The 15,219-nt window shown below is 73.6% G+C and carries 18 protein-coding genes; 3 read left to right on the top strand and 15 right to left on the bottom strand.

Translation table 11 applies throughout. The features are described from left to right. Nucleotides 1–1,476 precede the first annotated feature (1,476 nt). Nucleotides 1,477–1,857, bottom strand: a complete 381-nt coding sequence (locus tag PUR71_RS09205) for a hypothetical protein (RefSeq protein ID WP_329925923.1) — start codon at nucleotides 1,855–1,857, stop codon at nucleotides 1,477–1,479. 424 nt (nucleotides 1,858–2,281) lie between these two features. On the opposite strand from PUR71_RS09205, the gene PUR71_RS09200 reads away from it, so the two are divergent. Then, the gene (locus PUR71_RS09200; protein ID WP_329925921.1) at nucleotides 2,282–2,665 is read left to right on the top strand and encodes a hypothetical protein; all 384 of its coding nucleotides are present in this window, start codon (nucleotides 2,282–2,284) and stop codon (nucleotides 2,663–2,665) included. Between the two features lie 13 nt (nucleotides 2,666–2,678). On the opposite strand, the gene PUR71_RS09195 is transcribed toward PUR71_RS09200, so the two are convergent. Beyond that, the gene (locus tag PUR71_RS09195) at nucleotides 2,679–2,855 is read right to left on the bottom strand and encodes a hypothetical protein (RefSeq protein WP_329925919.1); all 177 of its coding nucleotides are present in this window, start codon (nucleotides 2,853–2,855) and stop codon (nucleotides 2,679–2,681) included. A gap of 247 nt (nucleotides 2,856–3,102) precedes the next feature. On the opposite strand from PUR71_RS09195, the gene PUR71_RS09190 reads away from it, so the two are divergent. Beyond that, nucleotides 3,103–3,570, top strand: coding sequence for a hypothetical protein (locus tag PUR71_RS09190; protein ID WP_329925917.1), 468 nt, complete (start codon nucleotides 3,103–3,105; stop codon nucleotides 3,568–3,570). A 61-nt stretch (nucleotides 3,571–3,631) separates the two neighbouring features. On the opposite strand, the gene PUR71_RS09185 is transcribed toward PUR71_RS09190, so the two are convergent. The 7 genes from PUR71_RS09185 to PUR71_RS09155 all read right to left on the bottom strand — a co-directional run bounded on the left by PUR71_RS09185 (nucleotide 3,632) and on the right by PUR71_RS09155 (nucleotide 11,080). After that, entirely contained in the window at nucleotides 3,632–4,633 is a 1,002-nt protein-coding gene (locus tag PUR71_RS09185) for a hypothetical protein (RefSeq protein WP_329925916.1), read from the bottom strand. Beyond that, nucleotides 4,630–4,989 carry a hypothetical protein gene (locus PUR71_RS09180; protein ID WP_329925915.1) on the bottom strand — a complete coding sequence of 120 codons (360 nt, stop codon included), beginning with the start codon at nucleotides 4,987–4,989 and terminating at the stop codon, nucleotides 4,630–4,632. The genes PUR71_RS09185 and PUR71_RS09180 overlap by 4 nt, the downstream gene beginning before the upstream one ends. 24 nt (nucleotides 4,990–5,013) lie before the next feature. Then, the gene (locus PUR71_RS09175) at nucleotides 5,014–5,268 is read right to left on the bottom strand and encodes a hypothetical protein (protein ID WP_329925914.1); all 255 of its coding nucleotides are present in this window, start codon (nucleotides 5,266–5,268) and stop codon (nucleotides 5,014–5,016) included. A 70-nt stretch (nucleotides 5,269–5,338) separates the two neighbouring features. Beyond that, complete coding sequence (locus tag PUR71_RS09170; protein ID WP_329925913.1) at nucleotides 5,339–7,699, bottom strand: DEAD/DEAH box helicase; 2,361 nt, start codon at nucleotides 7,697–7,699, stop codon at nucleotides 5,339–5,341. Nucleotides 7,700–7,819: 120 nt separating this feature from the next. Then, on the bottom strand, nucleotides 7,820–8,527 hold the full coding sequence (locus tag PUR71_RS09165) for a helix-turn-helix domain containing protein (protein WP_329925912.1): 708 nt from the start codon (nucleotides 8,525–8,527) through the stop codon (nucleotides 7,820–7,822). Next, a complete protein-coding gene (locus PUR71_RS09160) occupies nucleotides 8,524–10,743 on the bottom strand; it encodes a hypothetical protein (RefSeq protein ID WP_329925911.1) in 2,220 nt (739 codons plus the stop codon). Before PUR71_RS09160 ends, PUR71_RS09165 begins: the two co-directional genes overlap by 4 nt. Nucleotides 10,744–10,750: 7 nt before the next feature. Beyond that, nucleotides 10,751–11,080: a helix-turn-helix transcriptional regulator gene (locus tag PUR71_RS09155; protein ID WP_329925909.1), complete on the bottom strand. Its 330-nt coding sequence runs from the start codon at nucleotides 11,078–11,080 to the stop codon at nucleotides 10,751–10,753. A gap of 178 nt (nucleotides 11,081–11,258) precedes the next feature. On the opposite strand from PUR71_RS09155, the gene PUR71_RS09150 reads away from it, so the two are divergent. After that, entirely contained in the window at nucleotides 11,259–11,423 is a 165-nt protein-coding gene (locus tag PUR71_RS09150) for a hypothetical protein (protein ID WP_329925907.1), read from the top strand. A 63-nt stretch (nucleotides 11,424–11,486) separates the two neighbouring features. On the opposite strand, the gene PUR71_RS09145 is transcribed toward PUR71_RS09150, so the two are convergent. From PUR71_RS09145 to PUR71_RS09120, 6 genes are all read right to left on the bottom strand, one after another. After that, nucleotides 11,487–11,732 carry a hypothetical protein gene (locus tag PUR71_RS09145; protein ID WP_329925906.1) on the bottom strand — a complete coding sequence of 82 codons (246 nt, stop codon included), beginning with the start codon at nucleotides 11,730–11,732 and terminating at the stop codon, nucleotides 11,487–11,489. A gap of 205 nt (nucleotides 11,733–11,937) precedes the next feature. Continuing rightward, complete coding sequence (locus tag PUR71_RS09140) at nucleotides 11,938–12,651, bottom strand: hypothetical protein (protein WP_329925905.1); 714 nt, start codon at nucleotides 12,649–12,651, stop codon at nucleotides 11,938–11,940. Nucleotides 12,652–12,939: 288 nt separating this feature from the next. Next, nucleotides 12,940–13,161 carry a DUF6087 family protein gene (locus PUR71_RS09135; RefSeq protein ID WP_329925903.1) on the bottom strand — a complete coding sequence of 74 codons (222 nt, stop codon included), beginning with the start codon at nucleotides 13,159–13,161 and terminating at the stop codon, nucleotides 12,940–12,942. A gap of 38 nt (nucleotides 13,162–13,199) precedes the next feature. Next, entirely contained in the window at nucleotides 13,200–14,333 is a 1,134-nt protein-coding gene (locus PUR71_RS09130) for a methyltransferase domain-containing protein (protein WP_329925901.1), read from the bottom strand. Then, complete coding sequence (locus PUR71_RS09125) at nucleotides 14,330–14,479, bottom strand: hypothetical protein (RefSeq protein ID WP_167745251.1); 150 nt, start codon at nucleotides 14,477–14,479, stop codon at nucleotides 14,330–14,332. The genes PUR71_RS09130 and PUR71_RS09125 overlap by 4 nt, the downstream gene beginning before the upstream one ends. A 77-nt stretch (nucleotides 14,480–14,556) precedes the next feature. Next, nucleotides 14,557–14,991 carry an ATP-binding protein gene (locus PUR71_RS09120; protein ID WP_329925898.1) on the bottom strand — a complete coding sequence of 145 codons (435 nt, stop codon included), beginning with the start codon at nucleotides 14,989–14,991 and terminating at the stop codon, nucleotides 14,557–14,559. Nucleotides 14,992–15,219 lie beyond the last annotated feature (228 nt).

The raw sequence follows: 15,219 nt of genomic DNA, 5'->3' as shown, positions 1-15,219 counted from the left end.
GGCCTCGGCTGCGCCTCGGCGGGCGGTGCGTGGCTGGGGGAATTCGCCGGTGGCGAATTCGTGGGCGCGGCACGCGCCGTTGGGGCGGGCGTCCGGCGTCGCTGCGCTCCGCCATTCCCGGGGCATTGTCACGGGCCTACGGCCCGTCAATCGGTCGGCTTTCCGGCTTTCTTTGGCTGGCCTTTTCACGGCCCTACGGGCCGATTGGCTGGCAGGGTTTCCCGGGCTGCGTCCGGGGGTGAGCGTTGACGATGTGACGCGGAATTCGGGTAGCGGCCCCCTTCCCCGGTCGGGCGGGGGTGCCGGCCCGGGCCTGCGGCTCCGGGCGTTGACGATGTGTCGCGGACTTCGGGTATCAGCAACAACCTCACCCCCCGGCCCGCTCCCCCGGTTCCGGCCGATGGCCGGTTTCGCCTTGTGGCTGCTGGGCTGTCGGCCCCATCCGCCGCCCTCGGGGCGGGGCCTGCGGCCCTCGTCGGTCGCCTCCGGGCCGCCCGTCCGGCCCGGTCCTCCCCGGCCCTGTGACGGGCCCTCACGAGCGCCCCGCACGGCGGCCCCTGACGGCACCTCAACCGCCGTTACCGGACCGGGCATCCGAAGCGGATCCTACGGCGTTTCCAGGAACGCCGAACGGCTCTATCCTACCGGCTTTCGAACCGGCCCGAGACGTGAACAGCGAGCCACCCGGCCACCGTCCATCACGGGCCCATCCGGTCGCGCTCCCGACGAGAATATGAATTCCCTTCCCGCTCCCTTCCGTGACGCAATCCGAAAGCCCTGAGCGGCGCAGCGGTCGGGAATCGAGTTCGGGCGCGCCGGAAAGGGGCCTACGGCCCTCACAGCCGACACGGCGACCGCCAAGCCCGACCGCCCAGGAAATTCCCGTGCAGCGTCAATGGAGCAATTCCCGGAGCAGCACCACCAAACCGAACACCGGAGCCAGGGCGGCGGGGCCGAGACGCGGCTGCGCGACGGCCAGGACGACGGCCGGACGGCGGGCAGAGCGGCCCCGGAAACGGCCGGGCAACCCAAGGGCCAGGAAGGGGGCCAGGGCGCAGCAGAGGGGGCGCCAGGCGGCGCGGGCAGGCGTCGAGGCCGGCGGACCGGCGCGGCTGGTGCAACACGGGGGTGCAACACGCCCACCCGCCCCCGCTCCCAGCCACATAACGCCTGGTCAGACCCGCAACACGGCCCCGTGTTGCACCCCCGGCGCAACACCGCGTTGCACCCGCACCCACCACCCGGCCGCCCACCACCGGCCGCCGAGCACCACCACCAGGACCAGGCCGTCGGGAAAGCCGGCCTTCCCGACCGTCACCACCGAGCAGCAGCCGCGGCCCCGCCCCGGCACCCTGTCGCACCCACCTGTCGCGCCCAGACCACACACAGGGCATCAGGGGTATCCGCCCACGTCACACCACACGACACCACCCCACCGCGACAGGCAACGCGACAAGGGACGCGACAACCCGCCGACTACTCCCGAGCCACCACCACAGCGGCCTCCACAGCGGCCTGACGGCCACCCAGCCGTCCAGCCCGAACGTCGGCACCCAACAGCACCCGGACCGACCCGAACGGCCGGACGGCACCGCCCAGCCGGGCGCAGCGGGACGACGCGGCCGAGCCGGGCGCAGCGGGACGGCGCCGCCGAGCCGGGGCGCAGCGGGACGGCGCGGCCGAGCCGGGGCGCAGCGGGACGGCCTGGCGGCCGACCAGGACGACGGCCGGGCCCAGCAGCAGGCGGACAGGCGGGGGCGGGGAGCCGCCGAAGCCGGCGGCCCGAACGGCGGCCCGGACGGCGGCCCGGACGGCGGCCCGGACGGCGGCCCGGACGGCGGCCACCGAGAAGCCCACAGCCCAACCCCCCGCCAAACCGAACACCAACCCCGCCACCACCCCGGACAGCGAAATTCCGACCCGAATCCACACCACCACCCGACGGCCAATCCGCCAAAACAACCGGGCCGAATACCCAGCGGAATTCACCCCCCAAAAAACAGCCCACAACACCCGGCCCACCCCCGAACCGGGCCGACCCACCCCCCAACCCCACCCGCAACCACACACAGTCACCAAACCCGGACCACAGCCACCCCGACCCACACCCCCCGACAGGTCCAACCAAAGGTCCAGACAACACGGCGTGAGAGGCCATTCCACACCCAAAACCACCAACAGGTCACACCCAGCGGTCCTTCACCGGGTAAAGCTTGGCGTGCAACAGGCGGCGCGCATCTCACTCGTACCAGGCTCAGTCTGGAGGGAGCCCGGAAAACTGGTGGAGGTCGAGATGACCCTGACTGTGTCCGTACGCATGACCGACGATCCTGCACCAGACGCGGTGCGCGCGGTCTTCAACGCAGTCAGTAGTACTTTCCGCATCGGCACCGCCTACCCGACACAGGTGTCTAGCTACCCAACTGGTAACAACCGGACGGACGCCCTTCGCGTCGATCCCGATTCTCCTATCAGTTCCCAGCTCGCCAACCTGGCCCCGGTCGGTACACCTGCAGTCCTTGTGACCATTCACGACGACGATGACAACAGGGAGCACGAGCAGCTCATCGCCGAGGCCCTCGCCGTGAGCTTCCACGTCGACCACCGTGGCCGTACCTACGAAGGCACCCAGCTCGCCGTTGAAACCGACCGCCGACCAGACTGATCCGGACAGGCAGTCACGCTTTCCGCTCTCTCACCGGGGAGAGCTCGGCGTGCAGCGCCCGTACCTCCCACCACGGATCGTCCGGGGCGGAGAGGAGGACGGCCACCTGCTCGCGTTTGGTCAGGGCGGGCAGCACCAGCGGCCCCAGCCGCTTCTTCCCGCGGGTGCTCTCGCAGTCAGGACACTCCACCCAATCCGAGCCAGCCGCCCCGACCGGCTGACAGCGCGCCATGAGGCGAAGCCGGCCTGACGGCACCGGCCGTGTCCCGATACGCTGCTGGCGGGCCGCGCGGTGTGTCGGTCCCGGACAGCTGACGGCCGCGACCGGCAGCACCAACGTCCTGACGGTGCCCCGCATCAACGCCCGCCACGCAGCAGACTGTCCCGGTGCCGTCCAGTGGCCCGGATCGCGGACCGGCCACCAGCAAGGACACCCGATGGTCAAGAACCACGCCCGGAAGAACGCCGCCCGGGCCCGCGCCGCCAAGACCGGCGAGAGCCACCAGGCCGCCGTCGCCGCCGTCCGCGAGCGGCCCTCCCTCCTGCCGCCGCCCCCGACCGCCGAGGAGATCCTCGCCGAGGGACGGGCAATGATCATCGCCGCGCTCGGCGAACTCGCCGAGCAGACCACCCACCCGCAGCGGCGCCGCCTGTACCTGGAGCTCCAGCGGGAGGTCGAGGCGTCCACAACGTTCGCCGACATGCGCAAGGCCCGCGGAACCTTCGCGTTCCGCCAGGCAGACGGATACTGGCTGAACCGCTGGAACACGCTTTCAACGAGCCCGGTCGAGTCCTACGACGAGCACCTGCGCGGCATCAACCGGTGCTACTGGGCGCGGCGGGTGATGTACGAGTGGGTCTGGCCCGGCGAGTGGGACAAGCACCTCTACGGGAGCGGGTACTGACGGCACGCACAGCGCGCAAGGCGCCGACCGCCCTTGATGGTGGCCGGCGCCTTGCGACGTGTCAGAACCGGCTGCGCCGCACGATGGGCCGTGCGGGCCGGGTCGGCTCGGTGCCGCGCAGTGCGAGGGCCGCGGTACGGGTGCGCTCCAGCCAGCTGATGACCTGGCGCAGCGTGGCCGGGTCGAGGTGCTGGGTGAGGTCGCGGACGGCCTGGTGGTCGTCGTCGGTCAGGTTGTAGATGCCGGCGCGGTCGAGGGCGGTGTAGAGGGGCTGAGCGGCGGTGCCGGCGAGGCGGCGGTGGGCGGCGTCGGTGGTCTGGCGGGCCCGGTGGACGGCCTCGCGGGCGCACGCGGCGACGTCGCGGCGGTGGCGATCGAGGCGCAGCGCGTGCTGGAAGGCGGTGTCGTGGTCGGGGTCGTAGCGCTCGGCCTGGGTGGCAGCGGTGTGGTCGTGGATGCGCTGCCATTCGGCGCGGGCGGCGGCTGCGGTTGCGTAGGCGGTCTCGTCTCCGGCGTCGGCGTGCCGGTCGGCGCAGCGTTCCTCGAACTGGGCCTGTTCCAGGGCCTGCTGGATTCTCTCCAGGGTCATCCCGGCCGCCCGACGGCGGACCGAGTAAGGAACGTCGCCGAGCAGCCCGTGCTCCTGGTCGTCGAGCTCGTCCTCGTCCTGGGTGTGATCGGGGCGGGCGGGGTGCTGGGCGAGGGCGGCGTGCAGCGTTGCGCCGGCCTGCCAGGCCTCGGCGTGCACGATGGGCTCCGGCACGCTGCCGGGGCGGGCTTCGAGGACGACCCGGCCGTCCACCAGGGCCACCCAGCCGTCCAGGCCGTCGATGTCGCGCTCGGTCCAGCCGCGGGCCAGGCCGGCGTCCTGGTGCAGCGTGCGGATGCCGTCGTGGCCGCTCCAGCGCAGCCACACCGAACCGCGCACCAGCGGGGAGTCGAGGATCGGACGGCCCAGGTCTCGGTCGGCGGGCGCGGGTCGGCTGCTGTGCGAGGCCAGCTCCAGCCGGCCGGGCACGGCGGGGTCCGGGTCGGGGCGGGTGGTGCCGGTTCCGGTGGTCATTGTGCGGTGCCTTCCGGTGTCGGGTGCGCGGGGCGGGTGGTCGGCCCTGGTGGGACGGGGAGGCCGCCGTTGCGGGCTTCGAGGCGTGCCTGTTCGGCGCGCTCGGCGAGACGGGCTTGAGTGGCGTCGCAGCCGGCCGTCCAGCCGTTGTCGAAGTCGTCGCTGTGGCCCTCCGGCCAGCACCAGGTGGTGCTCTCGGCGGCGGCCGCGGCCCAGTCGAGGACGTCGTACTCGAGCCGGGCGATGGCGGCTGATGCCTGCTCGGGGGTGTGGCCGGCGGCCGTGAGGAGCTGGGTCAGCAGGGCGCGACCGTAGCCGTGCAACAGTGCCTCCAGGAAGCGAGTGGGGCGGCCCATGGCGGGCCGCCCCGGGCGGTGGTGCTACTGGTCGGTGGTGCAGTCGTGGTCGGCCTCGACGTAGTCGCCGTCGGCGAACTGGGTCTCCAGAACCCAGCCGCAGTTGCATTCGGCGCGGCCGTCCCAGCCGATCTCGGGTCCGTCGTCGCTGTCGCAGTCGTGGTCGGCGTCGACCAGGGTGCCGTCCTCGAACAGCGCGTCGCCGCCGTCGCCGCAGGCGCCGCATTCCCACTGGGCGTACCAGGAGACCTTGGGTGGCTGGGTGGTGGGGATGGTCACTCGTCTCCTCCGGGAGGTGGGCCGTCCCGGCCTGGCTGGGCCGAGACGGCGGGATGGGTGCGGGACGGGGTCAGCCGGTGACGGTCTCGGCGTGCCGGGTGAGCGCGTCCAGGAGCGCGGCCTGGTGGTCGGTCAGCTTTCCCTCGGTGCGGGCCCCCGCCTGCTTGCGCAGCCAGGTGCCGGGCCGGAAGGTCGGGTCCGCTTCACCGCCGGTGCGGTTGGCGGGGCCGTCGAGGGTTCCGCCGGCGGCGAGGTAGGCGAGCAGGCGGCGGTAGGAGCGGTTCCAGTCCGGTTCCAGGCGCCACAGCTCGTCCAGCGCGTCGAGCTTGGCGGCCTGGTCGGTGGTGAGGTTGTCTGCCTTGCGCTGGCGGCGCATCCAGGCGCCCACCGCGTAGTCGTCCAGCTTGGCGGTGGCGGGGATGGCGAGGTGGCCGTGCTGGTGGTGGAACGCGGCGGCGTAGGCGTAGCCGCGTTCCCAGGCGTTGGCGTTCTTCGACCAGATCATGCCGAGCGCGTCCAGCTCCGAGATCCGGGCGGCGTCCAGCAGGCCCTGGCCGTAGAGGTGGCGCTGGCGGGTGAGCCAGGAGATCAGCTCGGCGTGCTTCGTCTTGTCGGTGGGGTCGAGGTGGCCGTGCTGGAGGTGGAAGACCGCCGCGACCGCGTGCATGCGCTGCCATTCCACGGCGCGCGGGTTGAACGCCCGCAGCTTCACGGTCTGCAGGATCTTCGCCGCGTGCTGCTTCGCGTTGATCCGCAGCCACTCGATCGGCGACTCGGCCGCCGACGACTGCTCCCCCTCGCTGCCGGGCTCGGTGGCCTCACCCTCGGAGGCCGCCGTGGTCGCGGTGGTGTGCGCGGTGGGCTGCGAACGCGCGCCACGCAGCTCGGTGATCCGGCCGACCACCCGTGCGTCGTGCGCCGCCAGGGCGCGCAGGACCCGCCAGATCGTACGGAAGGAGGAGGCCTCGATCTCGGCGTCGGCCTCGGCCTTCACGGCCTCGCCCGCGTCGTGGACCTCGGCCGGGTCGGTGGTGGCGGTGTCGTCGCCGATCTCCGGCGTCGGCAGGTAGACCGGGATGATGACCCAGGAGACCTTGCCCTGCCGGTAGGACTGGCGCAGCGCGCGGCCGACGGCCTGGACGATGTCGATGACGCTCGACTTCGGGTCCGCGAAGCAGATGGCGTCCACGGCGGAGACGTCGATTCCCTCCGTCAGGAGCCGACTGTTGCACAGGATGCCGCACTCCTCGCCGTCCTCGCCGGTGTGGGCCTTGAAGTCGGCGAACGCGGCGCGGCGCTCCTTGAGGCGGTCGGTGCCGGCCACCGCCCTCGCCCAGATCCGCTCCGGACGCTCCGCGTCGGGCAGCAGCTCCGAGGCCTCCAGCAGGGTGCCGGCGAACTCCCGCGCCCCAGCCACCCGCGAGTGGAACGTGATGACCCGGCGCAGGCCGAGGTCGGCAACCGCCCGCAGCACCGCGACCTGGAGCGCCAGGCGCAGCAGCTCCTCGTTGCTGCGCTGGGAGCGCAGGTCGGCGACGGCCGGGAGGTTGAGCAGCTCGCGCAGGTCCTCGTCCGTCACCACCGGTACGAGGACGCGGTAGTCGGCGAGGTAGCCGTGCTCGATTCCCTGTCCGAGGGTCCAGGTGAAACAGGTCTTGCCGTAGATCTCCTCCGAGTCCATGGAGCAGAGCGCGGGCAGCTTCTCCGCGCCCTCGGCGTCGGCGAGGTCGGCCAGGCCGTCCTTCGCCCGCCGGTCGTCCGCGATCCTGGGGGTGGCGGTGAAGTACAGCCGGCGCTTCGCCGGGACCTGAGTGTCGTCGTGGATCGCGGCCCACGCCTTCCCCTCGGCACCGGCCGTGCGGTGGGCCTCGTCGATGACCACCAGGTCCCACGCGGGCAGACGGAAGTCGCGGTGGGCCTGGACGATGCGCTCCAGCGAGGCGTAGGTGGCGTACACGGTGACCGGCTCGCCGGGCTTCTCCTTGGCGACCAGGTCCGCGATCCGCGGGGCTTGCGTGGTCACCTGGGCGTGGACGCGGCCGCCGGCCTCCGCGCTCTCCAGCGCCTCCTCCCGCGAGCACGCCGCCACCGCCAGGCCACGGCGCCCGCCGCGCAGCGACCACGCCTCGGCGGTCTGCTCCAGCAGCTCGATCGTCGGGACCAGCACCAGCACCCGGCCACGGGCGGCCAGGCGCCGGGCGCAGCCGGCCGCGATGAGGGTCTTGCCGGAGCCGGTCGCCGCGATGACGGTGGCGCGGCCGCCGTCCTTGACCTCGCGCACCGCGGCCGCGACGGCGTCCTTCTGGAACCAGTGCAGCGGCAGCGGGTTCACCGTGGCGGTGCCGGACGGCTGCGCGGGGACCGGCTGAGCGGCTGCGGCGCGGAACGCGGCCGGTACGGCCTGCTCGGCGGTGGCGGTGGTGGTCTCCACGGCGGCGGTTTCTCCTTCGGATGCTGAGACGGCGGGGCCGGTACGGGCGGTGCTGTGGGAGGGTCGGTGCGGGCGGCCTCTCCCCGGGGCCAGGTCATGGTTGGGGAGAGGCCGCCCGGACTACTGCTGGTCCTCGGGGATCCAGCCGCGGACCTCGAGGTAGGCGATGTCGGCGTCCTCGACCGCGCGGCCGGTCTCCACCAGCCACTCCCGCATCGCCGCGGTCACGTCGCCGTGGTGGTCCGCGACCCGCTGCGACCACTCGGCGGCGTCGAACCCGCCGGTCGAGGCGGAGCCGTAGGTGCGCTCCTCGGTGCCGTCCGCGCGGGGGATGAACCCGCGCCGGACGCCGCCGGAGTCCTTCTCCGAGCCCGCGCTGTAGACGTACTGGTTGGCCTTCATCCGGACGGTGAAGGCGAGGCGGCCGCCGGCCTGGCCGGTCTCGTGCACCACCGGGGCGAGGTGGCTCGCGCCGGACTTGATGGCCTGCTTCCCTGCGCGGCCGGCCATCGACTCGCCGGGCTTGCCGACGACGTCCTTCTGCCGCGTCCGGGCCTTCTGCCCGGTCTTGGTCCGGCGCCGGGTGGTGTTCGCCTCGGCGATGCCGGACAGCGCCTCGGTGTCGCGCTCGCCGCCGCGCACTGCGCGGACGACCTGGCGCAGCGCGCCGACGAACGCCTTGCCCTTGCCCTTGGTGAAGAACTGGGAGACGAGCGAGGCGTCGCGGCCGAGCATCTTGGCAACCTGGCGCTTGGTGTAGCCCTGGTCGATCAGCTCCTGCGTCAGCCGCGCGGCCTCGTTCGGCTGGTTCGGGTCGGCCGGGCTCACTGGTCAGCTCCCTTCTCGGTGGCGGCGAGTTCGGTGCGGCCCAGGCCGCGCAGCTTGAGGTACTGCTCCTGAGAGGTCGGGTGCTCGACGGGGCCGGTGAGGTGGCCCTTGAGGAGGTAGTCGCCCGGCTCCCCGCGGTACGGCCAGGGCTGGCGCTCGGTCAGGGCGATGCCGTCCGTGCCGAAGTACACGACAGTGCCGGGCTTCGCGTGGAGGGCCCCGGCGTAGCCGATGACCTCCTTGCCCTGGCGGTACTTCATGTCCAGCAGCGCCGCCCGCGCCCCCGACCACACGTAGGCCGCCCACTCCGGGTGCGCGTACGGGTCGCGGGAGAAGCCGGCCTGCCGCTGCCAGGTCACCACCTCGCCGTCCTGGCCGAGGATCTCGACCCCGGCCGGGAGGGCCTCGCCGAGCGGGGTGGTGCCGGAGACCAGGCGCGGGCGCTGGGCGAAGCCGCCGAGGCCGAACAGCAGCACGGAGCGAACGGCACGGCTGGCGAGGTAGGCGGCGGTGCGCTGCCGCTCGTCGCCGTGGATCCGGGAGAGGTTGGTCAGGTCGGCCCAGGCGGCCTTGAGGCGCTTGCCCCACTCGTCGAGCGGCTTGCCGTCCTCGAAAAGCAGGCCGCCGAGGATCTCGACCTTCCACGGGGCGAGGTGGTTCGACAAGGCGAGGTGGACCTCGGCGCCGCCAGCCCAGGTGGTGAACGTGGTGCCCGGCTCGGACGGGTAGATCCAGGCGCGGTCACCGGTGACGGGGGCCGGGAGCAGGCCGACGTGGTTCCAGCCCGCCGGGACGGTCACGCGCACGTTCCAGTGCGAGCAGGACATCAAGGCCTTGACCTGCTCCGCCTCGGTCATCGCGGCGAACGCGGCGGCGGTGATCCGGCGCGGGGTGCCGACCGGGGACTTCCACAGGTGCTTGGCGTAGGCGAAGGTGCGGTCGTACTCCACCAGCGCCGGGAGCTGCTCCGGCACGCGCGGCGGCAGGATGAGCTCGGTGCGGCCCTGCCCGCCGGTCGCGTGCAGCAGCCCGCGCAGCTCCTCGGACAGGACTGGGTAGCCGCCCGCCCACTTACCCGTGGTGGGGATGGTGCGCGACCACAGGTCCCGGCCAGTCTGCGACGGCGAGCCCATCAGCACCGCGTCGTCCCAGTGCCGCCGCAGCGCCTGCCACAACAGCGTGAACGCCTGACGGCAGGTCACCACGTCCGCGCCGTCCGGGTCGAACCACTCCCCCATCGACCGGACCTCCGTCACCGGCCCCTCCGGGGACGCGGCGGGGGCGTAGCGGCCGACCGGCTGGCGCTGGTGCACGAAGTGCCCGGCCAGCTTGTCCCGGCCCGAGCCGACCGCGGTGGTCCACCGCTCGCTGGAGGTGTTCAGCCAGGCCGCCACGGCGTCCTTGAGCGTGGAGTAGCGCTCGGCACCGTCGTGCCATGGGGCACCCGCGGTGATGTAGATCCGCTCGGTGCCGGGCGCGGTGTGCAGGACGGCGTCCAGGATCTCGCCCGGCGTACGGGCGCCGAGGTCGAGGCGCACCACGCGGTCGCGCACCGCCAGGTCGCCGGTCGCCGCGTCCAGGAACACCGTGGCGCGGGCCTGCTGCGTGAAGTTCGGGCGCTTGGACACCAGGCCCGTGGTGACGGCCTCGAACCGGGCACCGGCCAGGCCCTCCGGGAGGGTCGGCAGCTCGCGCGGCCCGGCCGCGACCGGAGCGACCGGAGCCGTCGGGACGACCGGCGCAGCGGCGGGCGCGGCCGGGACGGGCTGCTCGACGGCGGCGGCCTGGTCCTCGACCTCGGTCGGCGCCTCGACGGCCGGGGCCTGCTGCTCAACGACGGGGGCCGGGCGGGTCAGCGCCGGGGCGACCGCGATGGCGGGCTCGGCGACCGGCGCGGCCTTCGGCGCCTCGACGGGCGCGACGGGCGCAGCGGCGGCGGCCTGGTCGTCGGCCTTGGGGGCGCGGACGGCGGCCGGGGTCGGGTCCAGCAGCGGCGCGATCCGCACGACGTCACCGACCGACAGCCCGGAGGCCTTCGCGATGGCCGGCGCCTGGGCGCCCTCGTACCCCGCGAGCTCGGTGATCCGGCGGGCGCGCTGCAAGTTGAGCTTGTCGAGCGCGGCCTGCGCGGCCGCGACCGTCTTCTCGGCCTTGCCGATCTCCTCGCGCAGCGGGCGCAGCTCGGCGACCTTCGCGGTGTACGTCTTGCGGTCCATCAGGGTGTCACTTCCCTTCCGTGGCGTCGGTGCTGGTGTCGAGGGGGCGGGCTTGGCGGGCGAGGGTGAGCCAGCCGTCCGGGCCTTGGGTGCCGTGGATGTCGGCCAGGCCCGCGAGTAGGAAGGCGTAGGCGCCGCGCTTGGGGGCCCGCGGCTGTGCGGTGCCGTTCTCCCACTTGGCGAACGTCTCCCGCCGGGTGCTCAGGGCGTCGGCCACCTCGACCTGGGTCAGGCCGGCGGCCTTGCGCAGCCGCTCCCGTTCGGCCGGTTCCGGCAGGTCCCCGCCGTCCCGAGCCTTGGCCAGCAGCGCGTCCACCGCCGCGAAAATCTCAGACATCACATACCTCCTATCCCAAAAGGTATCACAGAACGCCGCCCTGTCAGCAACATTTCTACTCGCACAAACATCTCATCAATGACAGCACACGGTACTCATGGCCTCTGGTCAGCCCTGATTGTCGGTGCCAGGTGGGAGCGTGATCGGTTACCAACAAAGGCGGGAGGAGGTGGAGGAGATGACGGGAAGCCAGCAGAAGGCCGTGGTCGTGCTCGGCGCGGCGCTGGTCGGCGGCTACGTGCTCAGCAACGTGGCCAAGAGCCAGGCGCGTGTGCTCGGCCTGAGCGCGGCCCAGCTCGCTGTGCTGAGCGCGGGCGTCGCGTTCGCCCTGCGCAAGGCCTGACGCAGGCCCAGCACCGTTCGGCCCGACCACCCTCCCGGTGGCCGGGCCGAACTGCTTCGGGCCCTACTCGGCGCCGGCCTCGGGGCGGGGCGCCGGGCACATGCCGCAGCAGCCCGGGGCGGGCAGGGCGGCCGGGACCTTGGGGGTGCGCAGCTTGCGGACGGCGGCCACGGCGTTCGCGGCGGCCGGGACGGTGGAGAGAACGGAGCTGAGGTTACGGACGGCGTGGGCGAGCTGGTCGGCCTGCGGGCCGGCCGGGTCGGCGAAGGCCTCGGCGAGGAACTGCAGAGCGGACTGAATGGGCGTCATGGCGCCCCCCTTCGAGAGAGGTGTGTTCTTCACCCCTTCGAGGCGCTCAGAGTCCAACAGACAGGACCCGCGCGCAGAAACGTCTATGGCCTGGGGCGCAGCACCACGATCCGGCACGGATTTTCGGTTCCGATAATGCGCGCGGAAGCACCTCGGCCCCGGCACCACGTGACGGTGGTGCCGGGGCCGGGGCGGGCACGTCCTGCTACGCGCCCGCCATCGCCTCGAGGACGGCGCGCTGCTGCTCGGGGATCACCAGGCCCGCCTCACGGACGGTGCGCAGCGTCTGCCCGCTCACGCAGAACCGGCACAGTCCGCCGATCGGCATCCCCGCACCGAGGAACATGCCGATGGACTGCGTGCTGTCGTAGACGGGCCGCAGGCAACCGGGGCAGACCAGGGCGTCCTCGGGATCCCACTGCTCGGGCGGCAGGGTGGTGTCCAGGCTCTCGATGATCCCGTCCATCGCGGTGCCGGCCTCCGCCCACAGCGTCAGCGGCCGGTCGGCGCGGCGCAGGATGTCGGCGGGGCCTTCGGGGTCGGGGCCGGGCCGCGCGCTGACGAGTGAGCCGATACCGGGCTGCTGGGGGTCGGGGAAGAACGCCAGCCAACGGTCGGTGCCTCCTCCCAGGGCGTGCTGGGTGCCGGTGCGGAACGCCGCGGCGAGGTCGCGCAGGCCCTGGCCGCCGTCGTCGTTGCGCAGACGAAGCTGCCATGCCTCGGTCCGGTCGCCCGCCTCGGCCGGGGACGCGGTGATCAGCAGTCCGTTCCCGGCGGGCCGAACGTCGAGGTGCATCAGGCCCTGGACGCTGTGCACGGCGCTGCCGAACCACTCGGTCGGCTTCTGCGCCGCGGCACGCCGCCGGCTCTCCCTGCTCGCCCTCGCCTTGCCGTCCTTGCGGGACTTGGACCCTGCCATGTCGTCCTCGAATCGCTCGTGGTGGGGCCGCCCTGTCGGGGTCGAACCGCCCACCCGGACAACGCCCTCGGGTGACTTGAGACACGGCTGGGGGCGACCGGGCTGTGTACGGGCCCGGCCGCCCCGAAGCGGCAACGCTGCGGCGCCCGGCCCGTGGGGGTGTACGAGCCGGGCGGTGTGGAGCAGGTGCAACCGCGCGCCCTGGTCGGGACGCTCGGCAGGGTCAACGAGCGGACGACGCGACGGGCACGGTCGGGCGGCGGATGCGGCGCGGTCCGTCGGCGATAGTCAGGGCCGGCGGTGGCGGCCGGAGCCGGTCGCCACCGCGGTTGTCGGTGCTTCGTCGGTGAGCGCCACCGCCACCCAGCCGTGCCCGTCCCACTCCTGCAGCAGCCGCGGGGCGGTGGGGTCGATGTGCGCGGCGGCCGTGGTGACGACCCGTCGCGCTCCGACCGGGCGCAGGCGCCGGTTGCGGCGCGCGGCCCACTCGCTCAGCGGCTCGTCCTCCACGGCCCGGTCCCCTCTCGTCTCGCTGGGTGGGGGTGCGGTCAGCGTGGCAGGAGCTGGGCGGGGTCGTCCAGCCACAGGCGCTGCCCGTCCGGGGTGACGGTGAGGCCGAACCGGGCAAGGCCCGGCTGGCCCGCTGCGGTCCACCAGGCGTAGGCGGTCTCGAACTCCTCCCACAGCCGCCGGGCTCCGTACTGGCGCACCTGGTGCTCGCGCTCGCCGTCGCGGAACGTCGTCGCCGACCAGGCCGGTTCGGTCAGCGAGTACAGCCACAGGGTGCGGGCGCCGTCGTCGTACGGCTGGACCGCGTGCGTGACGCCGTCCAGGAGCAGCCCCATCAGGAAGGTGAAGGCGGCATGCCGGCCGTGATCGGGCGGCGTGGTCGTCGTGCTGCCCTCGGCGAGGGTACCGCCGCCTCCGGGCGGCTCGGGCCAGGTGAGGCGCTGGGAGCGCAGCTTCATGAACTCCACCGGCTCCAGAAAGCGGCCCGACGCAGTCGCGCCGTCGTCGTCCACCTCCAGGCGCAGCAGGGCGTCGAGGTTGCTGTAGTGGGTGCCCCAGGGGGTGAGGATGAGGGCGCCGGGGCGGGCCTGGCGGATCCAGGCGTGGGGGACCTCGCGCAGCGCGCAGGTGGCCACGATCCGGTCGTACGGGGCGCCGGGCGGCCAGCCGGCGGCGCCGTCACCGCAGACCACGGTGGGCCGGTAGCCGGCCTCGTGCAGGGCGGTGCGGGCCCGGGCGGTGACGTCGGGGTCGATCTCGACGGTGACCACGTTGGCGTCGCCGAGCCGGTGGGACAGGAGCGCGCTGTTCCACCCCGTGCCGGTGCCGACCTCGAGGACGCGCTGCCCGGCCTCGACGTCCAGGTGCTCCAGCATCGCGGCGACCACCGAGGGCTGGGAGGCCGAGCTGGTCGGCACGCTGCCGGGCTGCTCTCCGTGGTGCCGGCCGTCGTCCCACTGCGTGACGATCGGGATGTCGGCCGCGGCGGCCGCCGCCCAGCCGTCCGGGTCGGCAGTCCTGCTGACGGCTCGGCTGGTGTTGGTGGCCAGGTCGTGCGCCCACATCAAGTCGGGCAGGAACAGGGAGCGGGGAACCGCGGTGAAGGCCGCGTCCCACGTGCGGGCGGGCCGCCCCGGGAAGGGGCGGCCCTCCTTCTGCGCGGTGCTGGTCACTTGCGGTGGCCTCCGTCACCGGGCGGCGTGCTGCCGTCGGGGTTCGGCGGGTCCGAGGGCGGCGTCCACGGGGTGCCCGGGTGCCCGTCCCCCTCGCCGCCACCGCCGCCCGAGCCTCCGCCGCCGTGGCCTCCGTCGTGGTCCATGCCGAGCTCCTTCCGTCGCTGTGATGGTGCCCTCCCGGGGCCCGGGAGGAGTAGAGGGCCGGCCCGGCCCGCGCGGGCTACGCCGGGCCGGGAGCGCGAGTGCGCAGATCCGCGTGGACGGTCTTGCCGAACGGCTCCGGCGTCACGCCCCAGTGCCCGCCGGTGAGGTGGTGGACCAGGGCCATCCCGCGACCGGACACGGCTGCGGGGCCGGCGTCGATCACGCAGGGCAGGCTGCGGGAGCCGTCGCGGACGCTGATCCGCACGCACCGCTCGGTGATCCGCTCGACGGTGACCGTCATCTTCTGTCGGCAGCCGGTCATCGCCGCGTTGCCCGCCAGCTCGCTGACGATGAGTTCGCCGGCCTCGACCAGGTCGTCCAGTCCCCAGGCGCGCAGCGTGGTGCGCACCAGGCGCCGGGCCGCCGAGGCGGACTGCGGCTCGTACGGCAGCAGCGCCCTGGCGAAGTCGGCAACGGGGGGAAGCGTCGGCGTCTCGACGGTCGTGGTCACCGTGAACCCCGCACCCGCCGGCGCTGCCCGGGCGCGGCCGTGGCCGGTGGGCGGGGTATGCGGTGCGCGGCCACGGCGGTTCTCCGCTCTCTCGTCGGCGGCGACGGCTGCGCCCACCCGACGGGGGGCGGGCGGGCGCAGCGGTCCCGGCACGCCCGCCGGGGGCCGGGTGTCCGGTCCGTCACGGCGGGCGACGGTTCGACGGTAGGGAGTGCACAGCTGGGTCCT

Origin of the sequence: Streptomyces sp. SP17BM10 (genome assembly GCF_036322405.1) — a bacterium.
Classification (GTDB): Bacteria; Actinomycetota; Actinomycetes; order Streptomycetales; family Streptomycetaceae; genus Kitasatospora.
Note: the sequence above shows the minus strand (reverse complement) of the source record. Positions and strands in the feature narration are given on the sequence as shown.